Below are 20,839 nucleotides of genomic sequence, written 5' to 3' on the forward strand. Positions count from 1 at the left end.
TGAGCCGGTCAACGGCGATCGCTCAGGAGCACCCCGTGAAGGGCCCTCGACCATGTCGGGGGCCTTTTCCGTTACCCTCGATATGTGACCGAGGTAACCCGGTCTGGTACCGAGAGGCCTTCGACACATGGTGGTGTTCGAGTACGGCGGCGAGTCGATCCACTACGCCCAGCGCGGCTCCGGTGCGCGAGTGGTCATCTTCCTCCACAACCTGGGTTCGAGTCGGCTCATCTGGGAACCGGCGATCGCCGGACTCGACGACCGTTTCACCGCGTACGCCCTTGACTTCCCCGGCTACGGCGACTCCCCGCTGACGACCGAGCCGAGCATCGATCGCCTCGTCGAGATCCTCGAGGGCTTCGTCGCCGAGATCGGTGCCGAGCGGATCGATCTGGTCGGCAACTGCGTGGGCAGCGCCGTCTCGCTGCTGTTCGCCGAGCGCAACCCGTCGAGCGTCGGGTCGATGGTCCTGTTCAACCCCGCCACCGCCGCCACTCTCGCACCGACCCCGCTGGGCGTGCTCGCCCGGCTGGCGGCACGAAATGTCTTCCCCCACCGCCTGCTTCGCGCGCTCGCGTTGCCGAAGCCGCTCGCCGACGCGATCGTGTGGACCCAAACCGGCACCGGCCAGGTCGCGGCGTCGAACGCGGGGACCAGGGAGCGGTTGCGAGACCTGTGGACCGACAAGGGCCGCCTCCTGCCCATGGCGGGCATCGCCGCCGCCGTGGCCGTGCCGTTCGAGCGCATCGACCGGATGTCACCGGATGTGTTCGCCGACATCAACGTTCAGATGGTCTGGGGCGAACGCAACAAGGTGCTCTCCGCGAAAGCGGGCCGCGAACTCGCCCGCCGCCTCGGCATCCCCTACCTCGGCCTCCCCACCGCGGGCCACCTCGCGATGCTGGAAACACCCCCGGAAGAAATCGACGACATCCTGCGCGCGACCCTCACCCCGTAATCATCAGCCCTCGTGCGCGAGCGCCCACGCGCAGATCGCCGCGAGCGGAACCTCCAGCGACTTCCCCAACTCGGTGAGCTCGTACTCGATGTGCTGGGGCGCGTCGGCCCGCACGACATGTCGCAGCACGAGCCCGTCGGCTTCCATCCCGCGCAGCGTCTCGGTGAGCACCTTCTGGGTGATGCCCGGCAGTCGCGTGCGCAGGCGGGCGTGACGTTGTGGCCCGTCGAGCAGCGCGTAGATCACCAGGATCCGCCACTTCGCCGCCAGCCGTTCCAGCGCACGCCGGGTCGCGCACGACTCCTCCAGCACGTCCGGAATCACCAGTGCCACGTGCGCTCCTTCTGCGATGGGCACCGAAAAGTGCCTTCTATCGCGGTCCGACGAATCGGCCTACTGTCGCCGAGTATGACAGTCGTCCCAGTCCCGTTCACCTTCACCAGCGGCACCGATCGCCTCACCGGGAACCTCTTCCTCCCTGCCGATCCCGTCGCCGCCGTCGTCACCACCGGCCCGCTGACCTCGGTCAAGGAACAGGCCACCGGTGCCTACGCCCGCACCCTCGCCGACCACGGCTTCGCCGCCCTGTCCTTCGACCACCGCACCTTCGGCGAAAGCGAGGGCGAGCCGCGCCAGTTCGAGAACCCGCTGGGCAAGGTCGACGACATCCGCCACGCGATCACCGCCCTGTCCGCCGATGAACGCACCCGCGACCTGCCCGTCGTCGCCCTCGGCATCTGCGCGGGCGCTGGCTACATGGCCCGGGCCGTCGCCGATGACCCCCGCCTCCGCGCCTTCGCCGCCGTCGCGGGCTACTACTCCGACACCGCCCAGTTCCCCGCCGACGCCTACGCCCTCGCCCGCGGCCGCACCGCCGAGACCCGCTGGCACGAAACCGGTACCGCCGCGACCATTCCCGCCGTAGCCCCCGACAACGGCGACGTGGCCATGCCCCTGACCGAAGCCTACGAGTACTACGGCACCCCACGCGGCGCCGTAGCCAACTACACCAACGCCTTCGCCGTCCAATCCCTGGCCTACACCAGCCTTTTCGACGCCCAATCGGCCGCGCCCCGACTCACCGTCCCCTTCGCCATGATCCACTCCGAACACGCCCTGGCCCCGACGCTGGCCCGCAAGTTCTTCGCGAATGTCGCCACGCCGAAGTCCGAACTCTGGCTCGAATCCACCGGCCAGATCGACTTCTACGACGACCCGCGACTCATCACTCCCGCAACAGAATTCGCCGTCGACCTGTTCCGCTCCATCCTCGGATAGACCGCCATCCCGCAGGGCAACCGGTTCGGGGTTGCCCCTGCCCAGTCACGACTCCTGTTCCCCCACAGGGTGTTACGCCCGTACGGAGCAGAGTCAGGATTCGCGCGCCGCGATGGCGGCCTGGATACGCCGCAGAGTGCGCAGCCCCTTCTTCGCGGCCACACTCACCATCCCGTCGAACACCGTCGACCCCCTGTCCTCGGCCATCAGCCGCTCCAAGGTCGGCACCGCGCGATCGTCACCGGTCGACCCGAGCGCGACCGCCGCCCAATACCGCTGGTCCGGATCATCGCTCTGCGCCGCGGCGCACAACCGGGGGATGACGTCCGGCGCGAACCTGGCCAGCGCACTGGAGATGTAGCCGATCCGGAAGTACCGCCGGTTCTCGAACTCCTCCCACAGCGCGGCCAGCGCCGCCTCCCCACCGATCAACCCGAGCGCCTCGGCAGCCCGCTCCCGCATCCAGGTCTCCGAATCCCGCAGCAGCGGCACCAACGCCGGAACCACCGACTCGTCCCCCAGCTCCCCCAGCGCGATCACCGCCTGCTCCCGCGCGATCTGCTGCGAATGGTCCAGCATCGCCACCAACCCCGGCACCGCCTCCCGCACCCCCAGCGCCGCACATCCCATCGCGGCCCACGCCTGGCAGTTGTACCGGGTGTCGGCGAGCGCGTCTAGCAGCGACGGCGCCAACGACGCGTCCCCGAACACCGCCGCCCGATTCAACGCCCGGCTGTAGAGCGCCCGATGATAGGCGCGATAGTCGCGAACGAGCACCCGCAACGTGTCCTTCGCCGCCCCGTCCCCCTCCCCCGCCCGCTCGAGCAGCACCCGCAGGTTCTCCTCGCGGGTCTCGAGATCACCATCCCGAAGAAGTCGCACATCAGCTGAGTCCACCCCGCAACGATACGGCCAACTCCCCAGCCCACCGCCCCATCTCCTCGACCCGCACATCCCGATCCACACTCTCCCAAACCCGCACCCCCTCCCACCCCCCGAAATCCCCAGCCAACCCACCGAAGAACACCCCCAGATCCCCCTCCCCCATCACACCCAACGTCACGTCATGCACAGTCGCACACAACCCAGGCCCCCCAACCTCCACACAAACCCGAACCGACCCATCCCCCCAAGGATCAACCCAATTCCCCAACCGAACCCACGTCCCCCCAACCGCCGTACCCAAGGACACGCCCACATCCTGGCCGCAGTCACAGTCACTCACCGCACACCCCCTGAAATCCCACGGCGATCACGCGAACCCGTGCTCCGACAATCGATTCCCACTCCACCGTCCCGGACACGGTCACCTGCCCAGACTCGGCAACCTCTCGTGCGACTGCGCGGGACGCCCGGTGTCGAGCCAGAACGCGTATTCCCGAAGGACGGGTTCGAGCCCATTGTCCAGATATCGCGAGTAGGCGCGCAGCCCATCCGCCGCCTCACGCTCCTGATCACGTTCGTGGACAGACCATTCGCGCTCGAGTCTTCTCAGCCACTCAGCGAGCTTCGCCCGATCCGCCCACCAGTTACGGATCAGCTCGACGGTCCAGTGAGCGTCACCATCGCAGGCGTAGGCGCGGAAAGGATCAACCCACGCGGCGGACAGCAGCAGTCGGGTTTCACGGGCGTCGCGCGGCTGCCGGAATACCACCTCGCTGCCCATGCCGTCCTCGTAGACGATGTGATCCGGCGCGATCAGCCGCCCCATCCAACAGCTGTCGGTAGCGGCCCCGTAGAACGGCCCCGGCACATTGCGCCAATCCCGCTCCTCCCACAAACCACGGCAGTAGTCATCCGGGTCGCCCAAGCACCGATCCTCCTCGCCGACCACCAGTAGTTCCGCAGAGGCGGCGACCGTGGGCATCGGATCCCAATACATCCCGCGACCATAGCCGCCGAGCACCCCGGCTCAGCGCCGTGTAGACATTGCGGCATGGGAGCTTGGGGCTACGGGGCCTTCGACGACGACACTGCGCTGGACTTCCTCGATGCCCTCGACACAGACCAAGACGTCACGGCGCACCTACAGGACCTGCTCACCCACGCGACGTCACCCGAGCCCCTGACCTACACCGTCGCCGTCTCCGCACGGGCGGTGATCGCCCTGCTGGCCGAGCGCGAACAGCCCGGCATCATCGCCGATGACACTGGTCGCGAGTACTCCCACACCCTCGCATGCACCATGGACAACACCCTGCGCGACCTCGCCGTCCGCGCCCTGGACCGCATCCTCGACCCACACCACAACGAATGGCACGAGCTCTCCGCCCGGAACGGCCTGCTGGAGCCCGAGATACACACTGAATGCGCGAGCTATCGATCAGCCCTGGCCGGAAAACAGAAAAACAGCCCGTGAAGGCTGTTTTCCGAGTGGAGCCGCCTGGGGGAATCGAACCCCCGACCTTTTCATTACGAGTCGAAATCGACCTGTCTGCCGGTCATCTGCTGACGTCTGTACCCCTACGCGAAGTGGCGAAACGCTTCCGTGGGGGTCTCGTCGTGTCCGGGGTTGTATGCGCGACATGTGGCAACTCCGTGACAACTTCGGAAGTGGTTCCTTGGCCCTGCTCTGGGTTGGGTTGCGCATACCGGGGGCTGGCTCACCGCCTGCCCGATAAGGCCTGCCGTTCACGCGCAGAGGCTCACAGGTCAAGGGTGGCGATAGCCATCAGCGCCAGCTGACGCCTAGGGCGCCCTTGAGGTGTGAGGGGCGCGGGATCACAATGCAGGCCAACCCAGTACAGGGCCACGCGGCCACCGGTCGCGATACCACCGACCAGTCCGCGGCTTCCGTTCGGCAATCGGGCCACCTCCGGTCCCAGCGGCCGTCAGGTCGCTTTCCGTTCGGCAATCCAGGAGGGCAGCGGAAAAGGGGCCGAAGCCCCCTTCCCGGTGTGGTCAGGACGGGTCGGTCCCGTGGTAGGCGAAGCCGCAGGCGTGGCAGATGTCGTTGTCGCACAGCGGGCAGCCGTACACGGCCGAGGCGTAGCAGTCGGAGTTGCAGACCGGGCATTCCTGGTCGGGATCGATGGCGAAGAGGCGGCCGGGCAGCACGGCGCGGTAGGCGGTGTAGGGGGTGCCGTGGTACTCGCGGGGGTAGCCCTGCCAGGTACCGCCGCCGAAGCGGGAGAGGTCGGGCAGCGGGCGCGGGGCGGGGGTGACGGTCATGATCGGCGTCCTTTCCGGGGTCGGTGGAATCTGGGCACCGCCCGGACCAGGCCGCGCCCACCCCGGCAAGGGCTCACCGCCCGAGGGGGTCACCCGGCTGACCTGTTGAGGGAAAGTGAGATGACGGTTCGGGATACGTCGCCGCCGGTGACCCCCTCGGGTGGTGACATCGCTTGGCCCTTGCCGGGGTGGGTGTGGTCTGGTACGCCATCGGCAGATTCCGCCGACCCCGGAAAGGACGCTGACCGGCCACTCCCGTCCCGCGCCCGTTGCCCGACCTCTCCCGCTTTCGACGGCGGTACCTGGCAGGGCTACCCCCGCGGGTACCACGGCACCCCGGAAGCGACTGCCGCGCCGTGCTGTCGGCCGCCTCTTCGCCATCGATCCCGACCAGGAATGGCCGGGCTGCGACTCCGACTGCTACGCCTCGGGCGGATATGGCTGCCCGCTGTGCGACAACGACATCTGCCGCGGCTGCCGCCGTGCGGGACCGGCCCGTCCTGACCACACCGGGAAGGGGGCTTCGGTTCCTTGCCCGCGGCCCGACGACCCACCCACCCAACGCGCCGATTCCTCGTCTGTCCTCGCCGGGATCGGGACCACAGCCAGTCGAGTCGGCAGGGAACTGGCCGGTCGTCGCCGAGCTGCGGGAGAGTCGGTCGGGTACGGCTCCCGTCGTGCCCAGCCCTGTTCGGTTGATGCAAGAAGCGGCCAGATAGGCGAAAAGGGCGTTCTGCCACGTCGCCAAAGCGGAGCCGACGCGCCCAACGGGCCACGGCGGGCCGGAGCGAAGCGGAGGCTTGCCGTGTGCGCGGTGCCGCGCGGCGGCACCGCTGGGGCGGCGCCAGCCGCCCCCTTGACTCTATATAGCGAAATTCAGCAACAACTCCGTGAAGTGAGGGGCGCTCAACAACTCGGTAGCCGTGAACCTGGCCTACAAACCCAGCCAGATCGGTTGGCGTTCTTGGCCTTCCACCTGACCGGCTCGTCTAGGCTGGGTACACCTCCAGCTCAGGGGCGGTACGGGACCTGGTCACCGTGCCGTGCCGGGAAAGGAGGTGGTGGGTATGGCGAAGCATCGCCGGGGCATGAAAGAAACCCCGGTCGATTACGGTGTGCTGATGATGACAGCTTCCGTGATCGCCGGGGCTCTGTTCCTGGTCAGCCGAGTTTGGCGGGCTAGCTAATCCCATCAGGGTGGGCCGTCGCTGCAACGGCGGTCCACCCGCTCGACATCACTCGCGTGATGGGTCCAATTGTACCCCGAGTTCCCCAACCGCACGCCTGATGAGCTGCGCGGCTTCGTTGGCTTCCACAGCGCCTGTGTCGACGGTCAGGTCAGCCTCGATCGCTGGTGTCTCTTCCTGGGCGATCAGTCGTTCGGCAACATCGCCGGTGTTCCGCGCGATGATTCGAGTCCTCGCGGTGTCGATATCGCATCTGAGCTGAACGACGGTCCATTTGACCTGCGGCGCCGCGTTCTGGACGGCGTCGATCACCTTCGGTTGACCTGCGTGAACTACCGGGATGAGGTTCGCGCCTATCAGCTCGTCCAGCCCTGGGCGGTCGATTGCGTACCGTGCGCCGTATCTCGTGTTTGTCCAGATGAGCAGGCCAGCCTTCTCAAGGCGGCGGAGTTCCGCGTCGTTGGTCATGCGGTAGCCGGTTGTCCGGCCGGGCCCAGACTTCAGCCGTTCGAATAGGCGGTAGCGTTGGTCTATTCGCGAAAGGGCTTGTGTAACAGTATCTTTCCCCGTCGCGGGTGCGCCGTAGAGGATGACTCCCGAACTCATTGGCCGGAGGTCCGTCGGAACGACTCGATGAGTTGTTGCGCCTGGGTACGAAGCGGCGAACTGTCTGGGTCGTTGTCGATGACGACGTGTTCGACCTCGGGTCGGAAGTCGAGGTCGAGCCCGGCGCTGTAGTTGTCCCAGTCGGCAAGCTTGGCGTTGTCGCGCCCGGCACCTCGTCGCCGCAGGTACATCAGCATTGTGTCGAGCGAGCAGCGCACCCACACGAACGTGCAGTCGGCATGGACGTTCTCACCGCGGGCAATTACGCGATCCAACCACGCTCGGTCGGTGAACTCACGGATGTACGGGGCGGTCGCGATTACCGATGTGCCGACCTCGATGTTGTCGTTGATCACGCCTTCGAGCGCTTCGTACTCGCGCGGGCGAAGACGGTTGAAATACACGTCCGATTCGCGGTCGTTGACGCTTTGCCCCAGGTCCTCTAGGGCCGGTTCGATCAGCGGTCGAGCGATCGTGTCCTTATCCAGGATCGCCCAGTTTGTAGCTCGTGCCAGCGTCCGAGCGAACTCACTCTTACCGGACCCCGGATACCCGCCGACGTAGACGATCCGGGGGCGAATCGGGCGCAGGGGCGAGGAGAGTGTCAGGGCGACGGAAGTGGGAGTCGTTACGACGCGCCCGGACCGGTTCTGCGTCGCAATGTAACCCTCCTTGACGAGAAGCTCCATTGCGTCCGTGATCGTTCGCTGACTGGCCTGCCATTCCTTTGCGAGCTCTCGGGTCGAAGCAAGGCGCTGCCCATCTCGTAGTCGCCCCGCCTCGATGTCGTTGCGGATGGCCTGCGCAATCCGTGCAGGGGCGGACGGTCTGGCGTCGCTCTCGGCCACGAGAACTCCTTCGGTAGCAGTTGCTAACGCGAGGGTATCAGTTAGCTCCGTCGCCCTGACCTGGGAAAAGTGCCAAACCTGCGGTTGCCGTGAATTGCCTCACGAAAGTAGTTGCTATCTTGGGGTAGCAGTTGCTACCGTTGATATATCGCGACCGGATGAACCGGGTTCGCTTCCAACACTCAGGAGCTGATTTCAATGGCACTCAAGGACATGTGGATTCCCACCGACTTCGCTGCCGTCTTCCCGCGGGGCTTGATCCTGGTGGGCAACATCGAGCCGGACGAGGAGTTCAGCTCGGACCGCAACGCGCCCAAGCGACAGAAGATCGACATGGACCGCGAGGGCAACGGCTCCCGCAAGCGGATGTGGAAGGCCACGGTCATGGACCCGGCCGGTGCGGGCAAGGGTGCGAAGAACACCGGTCTGGACATCACGTTCATTTCCGATGTGGTGCCGACGCCCTCCGCCGATGAGGTGATGCCCGGTTTCCGTCCGATCGCGCTGGAGGGGCTGATGCTCAAGCCGCGGGTGGTCGGTAACGGTGAGTTCAAGTCGATCGGGTTCTACATCCGCGCGACGGGCATCGTCGGGGACAACTCCGGTGCCAAGGTCAACGAGCCCGCCGCTCGCAAGGCTGCGTGATCGCGATGGCGTACATGAGCATTCACACCGGTTACTCCAAGGGCGTCGAGCTCGAATACGACGCACCGAAGCAGCATGAGGGTATGTCGATCGGCGCGTATGTGCGGATCAATCTGCACTCCGACCGGGGCAGCTTCTCGCTGGTGCTTCGTATCGAAGAGGCTCGTGCAGTGGCCGAGCAGCTCCCGGCGCTGATCATGGCTCACGATGCCGCTGAGCATGCAGCCAAGGAACGCGCTGCGGCTGAGTCCAAGGCGGCGTGACCGTGAGTACGGCGGATCAGCAGCCCAAAGGAGTTCGGTGGGCACGCTGGTCCGCCGTTCTCGTTGTCTCGGTCATCGGTGCCGCCGCGTTCGTGCTGTCCTTCGCGGCACTGCGGGACCTCGCGGTCATGGCCCACACGCCGACTCATCTGGCGTGGCTTTTCCCGGTGATCGTGGACGGCACCATCATCCAAGCCACGATCGCCGTTCTCGCCCTGGCTGATAGCCCGGAACGGACCTTCTTCACCCGTGTGCTGATCGCCGGGGCAACAGTCTCGATCGGCGGCAACATCGCTCACGCACTGGCCTCCGGGCACGGTGCAGGTGCGGCGATCCTGGCCGTGATCGCCCCGGCCGCGCTGCTGCTCGACACTCACGGCCTGGCCGTGCTGCTGCGCTCCCGAAACACCGCACAGCCGACCGTGGTCCCCGCCGCCGAGGTGGTGGATCCACCCTCTCCTGCCGATACTCCCGGGCCCGTAGTGGTGCCCGCGGCTTCGGCGCCCGCCCCGGCCCCGATGCCGGTGCAAACCATCCATACTCCGCGTCCGGCACCTCCGTTGATGCCTGTCGCGGTCCCGATCCCGACAGGGGGTAACTGACATGCACCACACGCTGTCTTCTCCGGTGCTGGTCTCCACCGGTGCCACGTTCCTGCCCGATATGCACTCCATCGACTCGCTCGACGCGGTCTACGTCGACCGGTTCGACACCGTGGAGGTGTTCCTGGGCGGTGCGCGTCTGCTGCTGCCGGTGGCCGATGCCGCCGAGCTGGTGGACAAGACTCTGGCCGCGTTGGACTCGCGGGTCTCGACAGTGCGGGTGGTGGCGTGATGACCCGCCGCATGGCCTTCGTCGCCGTTCCCGTCGCGCTGGGCTTGTTCTTCGCGCTGCCGGTCGTCATCCCCGCCGTCCTGGTCGACAAGACCGATGACACCCCGGTCCCGGTGTCCACGCTGACCGCGGTCACTTCCGGGTGCTCGATGTTCTGCGACGACCCCGCCACGGTGCCCGAGTGCGCGCTCATCTGCACCCCGCCCGATCAGGTTCCGGCGTGCTCGCTGTTCTGCGAGGAACTGGAAGGACTCCGGTGATGGGCAGCACTGTTGTCGCGCTCTCGACCATCCTGACCACCGGGGTCCTGTTGTGGTGGCGCCACCTCGACGGCGTGACCCGACGCCTCCCGCAGCCCGACCCGTTCCCCGGCGTTCCGGCCGAACTGCGCACCGCCGCCCTGGTCCTCACCGACAGTCAGCACCTGACGCTGATGTGGTCGTCGCTGGGGCTGGGGTCGGCGGGCAACTGGCCCACCATCCTCGGCGGTGTCGATCAGGTCCCCTCGGGCGCGGTGTTCGAGGTGCAGATGCTCGGCGGGCAGAAACTCACCGACTGGACCGACGAACAGACCCGCGACGCGATGGCCCAGTACCTCGGCGTCGAGAAGGTCCACGTCGCTCAGCAGTCCCCGGGGTTCGTCTCCATCGAACTGCGCACCTTCGACACCTTGGCCGCTGCGGTCGAACCGGTCGCCCCGGCCCGGCTTACCGACACCGGTGTGGACCTGGAAGCCGTAGTGACGGGGGTCCGCGAAGACGGCCGGGCCTGGCTGCTGCGCGTGCTGTATGCCCACATCCTGCTCGCCGGGGCCACCGGCTCGGGTAAGGGCTCGGTGCTGTGGTCGATCATCCGCGGAATCGGTCCGGCGATCAAAGCCGGGTTCGTGGATGTGTGGATGGCAGATCCCAAGGGCGGCATGGAATTCGGGCGGGGCGCCAAGTTGTGGGTGCGCTTCGAATGGACCGCTGACGGCATCTTGTCGATGCTCACCGAGGCGGTGGAGGTGATGCAGAACCGGGCCTCGGAGCTGCGCGCGGCCGGTATCCGCAAGCACGTTCCGACCTCTGACGCGCCGCTGATCCTGATCGTCATCGATGAGGCCGCCGCCTTGTCGGCCTATGCCAGTCAGAAGGAGCGTCAGGAGTTCGAGCGTCTGCTCGGCCTGCTGCTGTCCCAAGGCCGCGCGGTCGGGGTATCGGTCATCGCCGCGTTGCAGGACCCGTCGAAGGAGACGATGCCGTTTCGCCAGTTGTTCCCCGTCCGGATCGGGTTGCGCCTGGACGAACCCTCACAGACCGCGATGATCCACGGTCAGGGCGCCAAGGACCGGGGCGCGTTGTGCCACGAAATCCCCGACACGACACCGGGTGTCGGCTACGTCGGTGAGGACGGCACAAGCGGGTTCGTGCGGGTGCGTGCGTTCTGGATCTCCGATGACCAGGCCGACGCGATCATCGACGCCTACGCCCCGGTCCCGGCTGCTGTCGCTGACCTGCCCGAGGGCAACGACGACGATTTCGATCCGGAGACCTTCGACCCGGACTACATCCCCGGCGAAGACGACAACGACGGTGACGAGTTGGGGCGTGCGGCATGAAACGCGGCATCCACACCGAAACCCACGTCGTCGTCTACTGCGACACCTGCGGCGACATTTTCCAGCCGTCCTCGGGTCGGCCGGGCTGCTTCACCACCGTCAACGAAGCGGTCGAGTTCATCAACGCCGACACCGCCACCGGCTGGGACTACGACGGCGACACCGTGCGCTGCGATGCCTGCGCCGCCGCCGAACACTGCCGCACCTACGGGCACGAGATGGTCCTCGAAGGCGTGTGGGCAGAACTCGTCTCCGGCCCGTATGTCTGCGCGATGTGCGGCCTGCTCGAAACCGACATCCCCGAACAGGAGAAATGACATGGCCCGCAAGCACCTTCGCACCCGCACCGACAACGGCACCGCCGACGTGATCGACTTCGCCACCCGCGCCCGCTGCCGCTCCGAAGCCCGCGGCCTGGACCCCGTCGCCGTGGCGGTGACCATGCTCGCCGAGACCGGACAGGCCCCGCGGTGGAACGACTACAGCACCGGCGGTTGGGACGACGCGGCATGAGCACCAACCCGCACAAGGCCAAGCACTGGGGGCTGTTGGTCGGCGAAACCGTCAAGCCGTTGCCAAGGGTCCGCGGTGCCGCCGATGCCTACGTCGCCGCCGCCAAGTCCCGCCCCGCCGCCGAAGTCGTCTACCGCCATGACAGCACCAGCCAGTGGCGAATGTTCAGCACCGATACCGAAGTCCCCACGCAACTCGAATTCGATTGGACCACAGCATGACTCGCGTACAGAAAGTCTCCATCGTCCATGATCCCGATGGCTTCGCCGTGGTGATGGACGCGCTGGGCCGGGCCGTGATCGCCACCGCGACCGCCGCCGTGTACCTGGTGTGGTGGGCGGTGCTGTTCCCGATGGTCTCGGTGCCCTTTCTGGCCTCGGGCGCTGCCGGATGGGTGTACGGCTGGCCGGTCGGGCTCCTCGTGGCCGGGGTGTCCACCGCGGGGATGGTGCTGTGGCGAGTGTCGAGCCCGCAGACCTTCGAGCGCTGGTTCACCGGCCGTGTCCGGTCCCGGTGGCTGTCCTGGTTCCGCTACCGGCGGCGCTGGGCGAAGGTGATGAACGCGTGCGGGTTGACCCTGCTCGACGGCGAACGGGTCCTCGTTCCGCGGCTGGTCTCGGTCCACATCGGCCAAACGCTCGACACCCTCCGGGTGCGGATGCTGATCGGTCACAGCCCGGACCTGTGGGAAAAGCAGGTCGTGCGCCTGGCCCACGCCTTCGACTGCACCCACGCCACCGCCCGCCTGATCGGTGCCGGTCTGTTCGCGATCACCTTCCACCGCACCGACTTCGCCGACGAACCCGTCGTCGTGGACTTCCCGAACCGGCCGGACTCCTCGGCCGACAAGAACGCCGCGTGAGCGACCCCGACACTGCCGAAGGAGGCCGCACCATGACCACCCCCACCACCGGTACGGCCTCCCTCGGCCGCACTCCCACCGCTGCCGTGGCACCGAACCGGGAAACCGCCGCCGATCGCCGCGCGATGCCCGACATCACCGATATCGCCGAAGCCGCCGCCGAAAAAGAGGGCGTGTGCGCTCGCGTGGTGCCGATGCGAGCCTTCGACCCGATCACCTCCCGCACCTCCTATGTCGGTGCCCCGTGCAAGTCCACCAACGCCGGAACCTGCCCGGCCTGCGCCAAAGCGAACCGGTATCTGCGCATGACCCAGCTCCGGGAAGGCTGGTGCGCTGAACACGAACCCGTCGACCCGGAAACGGTCGTCACCCCGGCGCAGGAACAGGTGTTGGCTGCTCGCGCTGAACAGTTCGCCGCCTACCACGAGGCCCGCCGCGCCGGAGAACACGAATTCGCCGAATCCATCAAAGCTCTGGTGGCCGACCTCGACACCGAGCTCCGCGAACTCGGCGTCCGTGGCCGACTCCCCGCCCTGGATGAAAAGCCCCGCCGCAAAGCCAAGTCCACGCGTCGCCGCGATGACTTGCCGGACCTGCCGCGCAAGAAGGTGAACAAGGCGCTCACGGTCGGCGCCGCCTACGCCAACGGCAAGTACCGCCCGTCGACGTTCTTCACCCTGACCCTGCCCTCCTACGGGGCCGTGAACCGCGTCCGTGACGCCGAGTCGGGGGCGATGGTCTCCGATGGCTCTCCCCGCGACCCGGAGGGCTACGACTACACCGCCCAGGCCCGCGACACGATCCACCTCGCCAAGCTGTTCGACCGGTTCATTCAGAACCTGCGTCGCGCGGTGGGCTGGAACGTGCAGTACTGGGCCAGCGTCGAACCTCAGAAGCGCGGTGCCCCGCATCTGCACATCGCTATCCGCGGTTCGATCCCGTCGAAACTGCTCTACCAGGTCACCGCCGCGACCTACGTCAACGTGTGGTGGCCGCACTTCGACACCCCCGTCTACACCGGTGATCAGATGCCGGTCTGGGACTACACCGCCGCCACGTTCGTAGACCCGCGCACCGGTCGACCGCTCACGTACTGGGACGACGCGCTCGAGGTCATGGATTCCGTCGATGACCTCGAACCCGCCCACTCGCTCAAGTTCGGCGGGCAGTCCAAGGCGATCCAGATTCTCGGCGGCACAGAGGAGATGGACACCAAGGTCCGCTACCTGACCAAGTACCTCACCAAGTCGATCAGCGAAGTCCTCGACCCCGGTTCGCGTCGGGTGGCCGAGCACTACGACCGGCTTCACGCCGAACTCCAGGACACCCCGTGCTCTCCGCGCTGCGGTGTCTGGCTGCGCTACGGGATCGTTCCCAAGGGCGCCAACGAGAAGACCCAGCCGGGCCGCTGCAAGGGCAACGCACACCGCCGCGACACCCTCGGCCTGCCCGGTCGCCGCTGCCTCAACTCCGGCAAATGGTCGGGCAAGACCATCCCCGATCACAAGGCCGACCGCCTCGACTTCGTCCGCCAGGAGCTGGCCCGTGTCGGCATCGTCAAGCCCGACACCTCGCACCTGCGGATCACCCCGGTCAGCCCCGCCGACAAGGACGCGCCCCCGCGGTCACATCTGGTGATGGCGCTGGTCGTGGCCCGGATCAATCAGCGCGCCGAGTACGTCTCAGCTCGCCTCGCAGAGGATGAGGGACCGCCGGGCGGCGCCGATGTTTCACGGGAAACCGTTGCACCACAACAACTTTCGAAATCAGATCAGATCGCAGCATAGGGAGGAACCTGTCATGTCCAAGCTTCTCAACGAGGCCGAAGTCCGCAAGCTGATCCCGATCGGGCACAGCAAGTACTACGAGCTGATCGGCTCGGGTGCGCTGCGCTCGGTCAAGATCGGCCGTCGTCGCTTCGTCACCGAACAGGCGATCGCCGACTACATCGCCAACCTCGACCAGGCGGCGGCAGCATGAGCAGGCGACAGCTCCCCCCGCAGATCGAAAAGATCACCCTCAAGAGCGGGGCAATCAGATACCAGGTCACCGCCGAAGCGGGTACCGATCCCGCGACGGGTAAGCGCCGACAGACCAAGAAGCGCTACCGCACCGAGAAGGAGGCCCGCGACGCGCTGTCGGCAACCTCGTCGGCGGTTCGCCAGGGCACATACGTGCCGAGCTCGGGGCTGACGGTCGAACAAGCGTGTGCGGATTGGCTGGCAGGCAAGCGTGTTCGCGGCACGACGGCATCAAACTACACCAACGCGCTACAGCCGGTTCGCGATCGTTTCGGCTCGGTCGCTGTCCAAAAGCTGACCAAACGGAACTTGGATGATCTGGTGACCGAACTCCTTGCCGGTGGCACGAAAACGGCGAAGGGCCGGAAGCGGCGAGCGTGGCAGGCCGAGACGGTCAATGCGACATTGGACCGGTTCGAGACCGTTCTCGATGGGCTGATCTCAGAGGGCAAGTTGGTGCGCAATGTTGCCGCGCTGGTCGACCGGGTGCCGACCGGTCCGAGGAAGAAGCATGTCACGTACTCGAAGGATGAGGTTCGCAAGGTCTTGGCCGCTGCTGCTCCCGATCGAAACCGTCATGCGTGGCACCTGGCGCTGTCGGGTCTGCGTCGTGGCGAGATCGGCGGATTGCGATGGTCGGATGTCGACCTGGACGGCCAGCGGCTCACGATCGCCAACAACCGCGTCTCGGTGAACGGCAAAGCCGAGGAAAGCGACCCGAAGTCGGATGATTCTGGCCGGACGTTGCCGCTCACGCCGACGTTGACGACTGAACTTCGAGCGGCGAAACGGCGTCAAGCGGCTGAGAAGCTGGCACTCGGTGAGGCGTACGGTCCTGGCACTCACGTCGTGGTCAATGAGGCGGGGTCCTCGTACCATCCCGACACACTTACCGACTACTGGGAGAAGTTGACCAAGCTGGCCCAGGTGCGCCGGATTCGACTGCATGACGCTCGACACACCTGCGGGACACTGATGCACCTCCAGGGCGTCCCGATCGCGGTGATCTCGGAATGGCTCGGCCACGCCGATAGCGCGTTCACCATGCGTACCTACATCCACTCTCAGGACGACGCGCTGGTGTCGGCGGCGGGCACTTTGGAGGGCGTTGTGACAAAGCGTGACAAGAAGGCGACCGAACCGGCTCGGCGGAAGCGGAGGAAGAATCGGAAAGCGGCTGGTTAGGACCGCTTTCCGAGTGGAGCCGCCTGGGGGAATCGAACCCCCGACCTTTTCATTACGAGTGAAGCGCTCTACCGACTGAGCTAAGGCGGCATACCTTTCGGCGGTGCGAGTCTATCGCCTCGCGGTCGGAACGCGAAAACTGCAGGTCATCGGGGGCTACTGAGGAAGGCGGCAGGTGTCAGCAGGCGGGGGCGAAGGGGTAGCAGGTTCGCTGTGTTGTCGGTGGTGGGGCGGAGGCGATGGGCGCCGGAGGCGGCGGCACCGTGGCGGGGATGGTGGTGGCGACTCCGACTTCCTCCGGGTCGGGAGAGCTCATGTTGGCGATAGTCAGGACCACCAGGAGGAAGAACACGCCGCCGATCAAGGCCGCGAATGCCCAGAGGATCGGCAGGTGCGACGCGCTGCGATACCCGTGGACGTGCAGGGATCGGTAGCGTCCCGGCCGGGCTCGGCCTCGTCTGGCATTCATCGGCTTTGTCCCGGCACGTCGTGCCGACGTGGTTGATGTCCCCTGCTGATCCCGCGAATGTCCCCTGATCGCATGTCAGAAGTATGACGCGAGGGTCCGACAGATTCGGCTGCTTCGCGAAGACCCGGCGGGTGGTCAGGTGGTGCGGGCGGCGAGGAGGGTGGCGACCATGGCGGCTACGGCGAAGCGGGGTTTTACGTTGAGGTCGAGGGCTTCGCGGCAGGCCAGGACGGCGTCGATGCTGCGGAGGAGGCCCTCGGGGCGGACGCTGGTGGCGAGGTCGGTGATCTCGGTGGCCATGTCGGGGTGGGTGAGGGTGATGGGGGCGCCGCGGCCCGCGAAGCGCAGGGCCAGGGCGTCGCGGTACATGCCCGCGACGTCGATGAGGGCGCGGTCGAGGGCGTCGCGGCCGGTGCGGGTGGCGCGGGATTTCTGGCGGCGTTCGAGTTCCTTGAGCACGCCCGCCGAGCCACGGGTGGCGGAGGCGGCGCCCTTGCCGGTGCCGCCCGCGCCGAGGGCGGTGGCGAGTTCGTCGCGTTCGCGGTCGTCGCGCTCGGCGCTCATCAGTTTGGCTTCGTCGTCGGCCGATTTCACCAGTTCGTCGGCGGCGGCGTAGGCGGCGCCGGGGCGTTCGGTGGCGGTGACCAGGGCCAGGGCGCGCTTGCGGCGTTTGCGGGCGTCCTCGTCGGTGGCCAGGCGACGCGCCCGGCCGACGTGGCCGCCGCTGACCGAGGCTGCCCACTCGGCGGTCTTTGCGTCGAGTTGATCGCGTTCGCGCAGCACCTGCGCGATGGCGGGCACCGACGGCGTGACCAGGTGGACGTGCCTGCACCGCGAACGCAGGGTCACCGAGATGTCCTCGGGATCGACCGAAGGCGCGCACAGCAGGAACACCGTGCGGTCCGGCGGCTCCTCGACGACCTTCAGCAGCACATTGCCCGCCGCTTCGGTGAGCCGATCGGCGTCCTCGACCACCACCACCTGCCAGCGCCCGGTGCTCGGCCGCCGCGAGGCGACCTGCACGATCTCGCGCATCTCCTTGGTGCTGATGCTGAGCCCCTCGGGCACTACCCGGCGCACGTCACCGTGCGTCCCGGCCATCGTCGTGGTGCAGGCGTGGCACTTCCCGCACCCGACCACCTCGGGATCGGTGCACTGCAACGCCGCCGCGAAACACAGCGCGGCCACCGACCTACCCGAGCCGGGCGGCCCGGTGAACAGCCACGAATGCGTCATCGCCCCGGTGACGACACCGGCGCGCGCCGCCGTCGCGGCAGCGGTCAGTTCCGCCTCTACCACGTCCTGGCCGACCAGTCGATCGAAGACACCTGCCACGCCAGACACCCTAGCCGCGGGCTATGACAGGTTCGACGGCGGCGCTCAGTCCTCGTCGGCGGCTTTCGCGGGCGCCTTCTCGGCCGGAGCCTTCTTCGCCGCGGTCTTCTTGGCCGCCGTCTTCTTGGCGGCGGTCTTGGTCGCCGTCTTGGTGGCGGTCGACTTGGCCGCGGCCTTCTTCGCTGGCGCCTTCTTGGCCGCCTTCTTCGCGGTGGTCTTCTTGGCCGCCTTCTTCACCGGGCCGCGCGCGCGACGATCGGCCAGCAGTTCGGAGGCGCGCTCGTCGGTGATCGACTCGACCTCGTCGCCCTTGCGCAGGCTGGCGTTGGTCTCGCCGTCGGTGACGTACGGACCGAACCGGCCGTCCTTGATCACCATCGGCTTGTCGGTGGCCGAGTCCTTGCCCAGCTCACGCAGCGGCGCGGCGGCGGCCGCCTGCCGACCACGGCGCTTGGGCTCGGCGTAGAGCTTGAGCGCCTCGTCCAGGGTGACGGTGAACAGCTGCTCCTCGGTCGCCAGCGAGCGGGAGTCGGTGCCCTTCTTCAGATACGGGCCGTAGCGGCCGTTCTGGGCGGTGATCTCCTCGCCGGAGGTGGGGTCGGCGCCGACCACGCGCGGCAGCGACAGCAGCTTCAGCGCGTCGTCGAGGGTGATCGTGGCCAGGTCCATCGACTTGAACAGCGAGCCCGTGCGCGGCTTGACCTCGGCGGCCTTCTTGGTGGTCTTCTTCGCCGGGGCGGCGGAGGGGTCTGGCGCGGGCGGATCGGGGAGCACCTCGGTGACGTAGGGGCCGAAACGTCCTTCCTTGGCGACGATTTCGTTCCCCGACACCGGATCCACGCCGAGCGAACGGCCCTCCTGCGGCGTCGAGAACAGCTTCTCGGCGACCTCGGGAGTCAGTTCGTCGGGCGGCAGATCGTCGGGCAGGTTCGCCCGCTGCGAGATCGGATCCCCTTGCGGGTCATCGGGATTGACGACCATGCGCTCCAGATACGGCCCGAACCGGCCGACCCGGACCACCACGTCGCGACCCTCGTCGTCGACGAACATCTTGATCGAGTTCACTTCGCGGGCGTCGATGTCGTCGAGCTGTTCGCCGACCATCTTCTTGAGCCCACCGGAGCGCGCGACCGAGCCCTCGGCGCCGTGATCGCCACCGAAATAGAAGCTGGTCAACCAGTTTCCGCGCTGCTCGCGGCCACCGGCGATCGCGTCGAGATCGTCTTCCATCGCGGCGGTGAAGTCGAAGTCGACCAGTCGACCGAAGTAGGCCTCGAGCAGGCCGACCACCGCGAAGGCCACCCACGAGGGCACCAACGCGCTGCCGCGCTTGTAGACGTAGCCACGATCGAGGATGGTCTTGATGATCGAGGAGTACGTCGACGGGCGGCCGATGCCGAGCTCTTCGAGCGTCTTGATCAGCGACGCTTCGGTGTAGCGGGCGGGCGGATTGGTGCTGTGACCGTCGGGAGTGAGCTCGACGGCGGTGACGCCCTGACCCTCTTCCAGTGCGGGCAAACGGGATTCGGCGTCGTCGGACTGGCCGCCCGCCTCCTCGTCGACACTCTCGACATACGCCTTGAGGAAGCCGGGGAAGGTGATGGTGCGACCCGAGGACGAGAACACACACTCCTCGCCGGAGCGGGCGGTGCCGGTGATGCGCAGGGTCAGCGTGGTGCCGCGCGCGTCGGCCATCTGCGAGGCGACGGTGCGCTGCCAGATCAGCTCGTAGAGCTTGAACTCGTCCTGGTCGACCTTGGACGCCAGCTGACCCGGCGTCATGAAGGTGTCACCGGACGGGCGGATCGCCTCGTGGGCTTCCTGCGCGTTCTTGACCTTGCGGGTGTACTGACGCGGCGACGGCGAGACGAACTCCGCGCCGTAGAGCTGGGTGGCCTGCGAACGCGCCGCGGCGATGGCCGACTCCGACAGGGTGGTCGAGTCGGTACGCATGTAGGTGATGTAGCCGTTTTCGTAGAGCCGCTGGGCCACCCGCATGGTGCGCTCGGAGGTGAAGCGCAGTTTGCGGCCCGCCTCCTGCTGCAGCGTGGAGGTCATGAACGGCGGGTACGGCTTGCGCGTGTACGGCTTGGCCTCGGCGGAGGACACCACCAGGTCGGCGCCGTCGAGCGCCTCGGCCAGCCTGCGCGCGTACGCCTCGTCGAGCACCACGACACCGGAGGCCGACTTGAGTTGGCCGTCGGAACCGAAGTCGCGGCCCGAGGCCACCCGGTCGCCTTGGACCTGCACCAGGCGGGCGCCGAACGTACGCGGGTTGGTGGAATCGGAGGACTCGTCGGGGCCCGCGTCGAGCTTGGCGGCGATGTCCCAGTACTCGGCGGAGCGGAACGCCATGCGCTCACGCTCGCGGCGCACGATCACCCGGGTGGCCACCGACTGCACGCGACCGGCCGAGAGCCGGGGCATGACCTTCTTCCACAGCACCGGAGACACCTCGTAGCCGTAGAGGCGGTCCAGGATGCGGCGGGTCTCCTGCGCGTCGACCAGATCGTTGTCGAGTTCGCGCGTGTCGGCGGCGGCGGCGAGGATGGCGGGCTCGGTGATCTCGTGGAAGACCATCCGGCGGACCGGGACCTTCGGCTTGAGCGTCTCGAGCAGGTGCCAGGCGATGGCCTCGCCCTCGCGGTCGGGGTCGGTGGCCAGGTAGAGCTCGTCGGCGTCGGCCAGCAGGCTCTTGAGCTCGGAGACCTTGGCCTTCTTGTCCGGGCTGACCACGTAGATCGGCTCGAAGTCGTGATCGACGTCGACACCGAGGCGGGCCCAGGACTGGCCCTTGTATTTGGCGGGCACATCGGCGGCGCCGCGCGGAAGGTCGCGGATGTGGCCGACCGAGGCCTCGACGGTGTAGTTGCGGCCCAGGTAGGGCGCGATCTTGCGGGCCTTCGTCGGGGACTCGACGATCACGAGACGACGCAGGGGACGCCCCTGGTCGGCTGAACTGCGGTCTCGTGTTGCCACCGGCGAACACCTTCCTTCTAGATCCGCGCGTCGGGTGGTCCGCTCGGTGCGCGACTGGGGCAGACGGCGCGACGTTCGGACATCG

At 67.2% G+C, this 20,839-nt stretch carries 26 protein-coding genes and 1 tRNA gene; 16 read left to right on the forward strand and 11 right to left on the reverse strand.

Going from position 1 to position 20,839, the window contains the following annotated elements; all coding sequences use genetic code 11:
- Nucleotides 1-127: 127 nt before the first annotated feature.
- A complete protein-coding gene (locus QC180_RS00740) occupies nucleotides 128-958 on the forward strand; it encodes an alpha/beta fold hydrolase (protein ID WP_278260585.1) in 831 nt (276 codons plus the stop codon).
- A gap of 3 nt (nucleotides 959-961) precedes the next feature.
- Here the strand turns inward: QC180_RS00740 and QC180_RS00745 are convergent, their stop codons facing one another.
- The gene (locus QC180_RS00745; protein ID WP_278260586.1) at nucleotides 962-1,291 is read right to left on the reverse strand and encodes a winged helix-turn-helix transcriptional regulator; all 330 of its coding nucleotides are present in this window, start codon (nucleotides 1,289-1,291) and stop codon (nucleotides 962-964) included.
- A 75-nt stretch (nucleotides 1,292-1,366) separates the two neighbouring features.
- Here QC180_RS00745 and QC180_RS00750 point away from each other — a divergent pair, with 75 nt between their 5' ends.
- Nucleotides 1,367-2,236: an alpha/beta hydrolase gene (locus QC180_RS00750; protein WP_278260587.1), complete on the forward strand. Its 870-nt coding sequence runs from the start codon at nucleotides 1,367-1,369 to the stop codon at nucleotides 2,234-2,236.
- Between the two features lie 93 nt (nucleotides 2,237-2,329).
- Here the strand turns inward: QC180_RS00750 and QC180_RS00755 are convergent, their stop codons facing one another.
- The 3 genes from QC180_RS00755 to QC180_RS00760 all read right to left on the reverse strand — a co-directional run bounded on the left by QC180_RS00755 (nucleotide 2,330) and on the right by QC180_RS00760 (nucleotide 4,118).
- Entirely contained in the window at nucleotides 2,330-3,133 is an 804-nt protein-coding gene (locus QC180_RS00755; protein ID WP_278260588.1) for a HEAT repeat domain-containing protein, read from the reverse strand.
- The gene (locus tag QC180_RS30290) at nucleotides 3,120-3,461 is read right to left on the reverse strand and encodes a DUF6228 family protein (RefSeq protein WP_474646369.1); all 342 of its coding nucleotides are present in this window, start codon (nucleotides 3,459-3,461) and stop codon (nucleotides 3,120-3,122) included. The genes QC180_RS00755 and QC180_RS30290 overlap by 14 nt, the downstream gene beginning before the upstream one ends.
- An 81-nt stretch (nucleotides 3,462-3,542) precedes the next feature.
- Nucleotides 3,543-4,118 carry a ferredoxin gene (locus QC180_RS00760; RefSeq protein ID WP_278260589.1) on the reverse strand — a complete coding sequence of 192 codons (576 nt, stop codon included), beginning with the start codon at nucleotides 4,116-4,118 and terminating at the stop codon, nucleotides 3,543-3,545.
- A gap of 54 nt (nucleotides 4,119-4,172) precedes the next feature.
- Between QC180_RS00760 and QC180_RS00765 the strand changes: the two genes are divergently transcribed.
- Nucleotides 4,173-4,595, forward strand: coding sequence for a DUF4259 domain-containing protein (locus QC180_RS00765; RefSeq protein ID WP_278260590.1), 423 nt, complete (start codon nucleotides 4,173-4,175; stop codon nucleotides 4,593-4,595).
- 542 nt (nucleotides 4,596-5,137) lie between these two features.
- On the opposite strand, the gene QC180_RS00770 is transcribed toward QC180_RS00765, so the two are convergent.
- The 3 genes from QC180_RS00770 to QC180_RS00780 form a co-directional block, all read right to left on the reverse strand.
- A complete protein-coding gene (locus tag QC180_RS00770; RefSeq protein ID WP_278260591.1) occupies nucleotides 5,138-5,407 on the reverse strand; it encodes a hypothetical protein in 270 nt (89 codons plus the stop codon).
- Between the two features lie 1,235 nt (nucleotides 5,408-6,642).
- The gene (locus QC180_RS00775) at nucleotides 6,643-7,062 is read right to left on the reverse strand and encodes a P-loop nucleotide/nucleoside kinase family protein (protein ID WP_278260592.1); all 420 of its coding nucleotides are present in this window, start codon (nucleotides 7,060-7,062) and stop codon (nucleotides 6,643-6,645) included.
- Between the two features lie 134 nt (nucleotides 7,063-7,196).
- Entirely contained in the window at nucleotides 7,197-8,048 is an 852-nt protein-coding gene (locus tag QC180_RS00780) for an AAA family ATPase (RefSeq protein WP_278260593.1), read from the reverse strand.
- A 198-nt stretch (nucleotides 8,049-8,246) separates the two neighbouring features.
- Between QC180_RS00780 and QC180_RS00785 the strand changes: the two genes are divergently transcribed.
- From QC180_RS00785 to QC180_RS00845, 13 genes are read left to right on the forward strand one after another with little or no spacing between them, the layout of a single operon-like run.
- The gene (locus QC180_RS00785; protein WP_278260594.1) at nucleotides 8,247-8,693 is read left to right on the forward strand and encodes a hypothetical protein; all 447 of its coding nucleotides are present in this window, start codon (nucleotides 8,247-8,249) and stop codon (nucleotides 8,691-8,693) included.
- A 14-nt stretch (nucleotides 8,694-8,707) separates the two neighbouring features.
- Complete coding sequence (locus tag QC180_RS00790; RefSeq protein ID WP_278260595.1) at nucleotides 8,708-8,956, forward strand: hypothetical protein; 249 nt, start codon at nucleotides 8,708-8,710, stop codon at nucleotides 8,954-8,956.
- A gap of 2 nt (nucleotides 8,957-8,958) precedes the next feature.
- The gene (locus tag QC180_RS00795) at nucleotides 8,959-9,558 is read left to right on the forward strand and encodes a DUF2637 domain-containing protein (RefSeq protein ID WP_278260596.1); all 600 of its coding nucleotides are present in this window, start codon (nucleotides 8,959-8,961) and stop codon (nucleotides 9,556-9,558) included.
- Nucleotide 9,559: 1 nt separating this feature from the next.
- On the forward strand, nucleotides 9,560-9,790 hold the full coding sequence (locus QC180_RS00800) for a hypothetical protein (protein WP_278260597.1): 231 nt from the start codon (nucleotides 9,560-9,562) through the stop codon (nucleotides 9,788-9,790).
- Nucleotides 9,790-10,050 (forward strand): hypothetical protein, encoded by a 261-nt coding sequence (locus QC180_RS00805; protein ID WP_278260598.1) that lies wholly within the window; start codon nucleotides 9,790-9,792, stop codon nucleotides 10,048-10,050. The genes QC180_RS00800 and QC180_RS00805 overlap by 1 nt, the downstream gene beginning before the upstream one ends.
- The gene (locus tag QC180_RS00810) at nucleotides 10,050-11,390 is read left to right on the forward strand and encodes an FtsK/SpoIIIE domain-containing protein (RefSeq protein ID WP_278260599.1); all 1,341 of its coding nucleotides are present in this window, start codon (nucleotides 10,050-10,052) and stop codon (nucleotides 11,388-11,390) included. Before QC180_RS00805 ends, QC180_RS00810 begins: the two co-directional genes overlap by 1 nt.
- Complete coding sequence (locus QC180_RS00815; RefSeq protein WP_278260600.1) at nucleotides 11,387-11,707, forward strand: hypothetical protein; 321 nt, start codon at nucleotides 11,387-11,389, stop codon at nucleotides 11,705-11,707. The genes QC180_RS00810 and QC180_RS00815 overlap by 4 nt, the downstream gene beginning before the upstream one ends.
- 1 nt (nucleotide 11,708) lies before the next feature.
- The gene (locus QC180_RS00820) at nucleotides 11,709-11,903 is read left to right on the forward strand and encodes a hypothetical protein (protein ID WP_278260601.1); all 195 of its coding nucleotides are present in this window, start codon (nucleotides 11,709-11,711) and stop codon (nucleotides 11,901-11,903) included.
- Nucleotides 11,900-12,124 (forward strand): hypothetical protein, encoded by a 225-nt coding sequence (locus QC180_RS00825; RefSeq protein WP_278260602.1) that lies wholly within the window; start codon nucleotides 11,900-11,902, stop codon nucleotides 12,122-12,124. Before QC180_RS00820 ends, QC180_RS00825 begins: the two co-directional genes overlap by 4 nt.
- A complete protein-coding gene (locus tag QC180_RS00830; protein WP_278260603.1) occupies nucleotides 12,121-12,765 on the forward strand; it encodes a hypothetical protein in 645 nt (214 codons plus the stop codon). Before QC180_RS00825 ends, QC180_RS00830 begins: the two co-directional genes overlap by 4 nt.
- A 32-nt stretch (nucleotides 12,766-12,797) precedes the next feature.
- Nucleotides 12,798-14,552, forward strand: a complete 1,755-nt coding sequence (locus QC180_RS00835) for a replication initiator (protein ID WP_278260604.1) — start codon at nucleotides 12,798-12,800, stop codon at nucleotides 14,550-14,552.
- 13 nt (nucleotides 14,553-14,565) lie between these two features.
- Nucleotides 14,566-14,745 carry a helix-turn-helix domain-containing protein gene (locus QC180_RS00840; RefSeq protein WP_278260605.1) on the forward strand — a complete coding sequence of 60 codons (180 nt, stop codon included), beginning with the start codon at nucleotides 14,566-14,568 and terminating at the stop codon, nucleotides 14,743-14,745.
- Nucleotides 14,742-15,971 carry a tyrosine-type recombinase/integrase gene (locus QC180_RS00845; protein ID WP_278260606.1) on the forward strand — a complete coding sequence of 410 codons (1,230 nt, stop codon included), beginning with the start codon at nucleotides 14,742-14,744 and terminating at the stop codon, nucleotides 15,969-15,971. Before QC180_RS00840 ends, QC180_RS00845 begins: the two co-directional genes overlap by 4 nt.
- Nucleotides 15,972-15,985: 14 nt before the next feature.
- Here QC180_RS00845 and QC180_RS00850 read toward each other — a convergent pair.
- The 4 genes from QC180_RS00850 to topA form a co-directional block, all read right to left on the reverse strand.
- A tRNA-Thr gene (locus QC180_RS00850) sits at nucleotides 15,986-16,061 on the reverse strand.
- 88 nt (nucleotides 16,062-16,149) lie between these two features.
- Nucleotides 16,150-16,440 (reverse strand): hypothetical protein, encoded by a 291-nt coding sequence (locus QC180_RS00855; protein ID WP_278260607.1) that lies wholly within the window; start codon nucleotides 16,438-16,440, stop codon nucleotides 16,150-16,152.
- 135 nt (nucleotides 16,441-16,575) lie between these two features.
- The gene (locus tag QC180_RS00860) at nucleotides 16,576-17,775 is read right to left on the reverse strand and encodes a DNA polymerase III subunit delta' (RefSeq protein ID WP_278260608.1); all 1,200 of its coding nucleotides are present in this window, start codon (nucleotides 17,773-17,775) and stop codon (nucleotides 16,576-16,578) included.
- A 45-nt stretch (nucleotides 17,776-17,820) separates the two neighbouring features.
- Complete coding sequence (topA, locus tag QC180_RS00865; protein ID WP_278260609.1) at nucleotides 17,821-20,754, reverse strand: type I DNA topoisomerase; 2,934 nt, start codon at nucleotides 20,752-20,754, stop codon at nucleotides 17,821-17,823.
- Nucleotides 20,755-20,839: the final 85 nt, after the last annotated feature.

The sequence above is a fragment of the Nocardia anocheti genome, from assembly GCF_029675105.1.
Taxonomy (GTDB): Bacteria; Actinomycetota; Actinomycetes; order Mycobacteriales; family Mycobacteriaceae; genus Nocardia.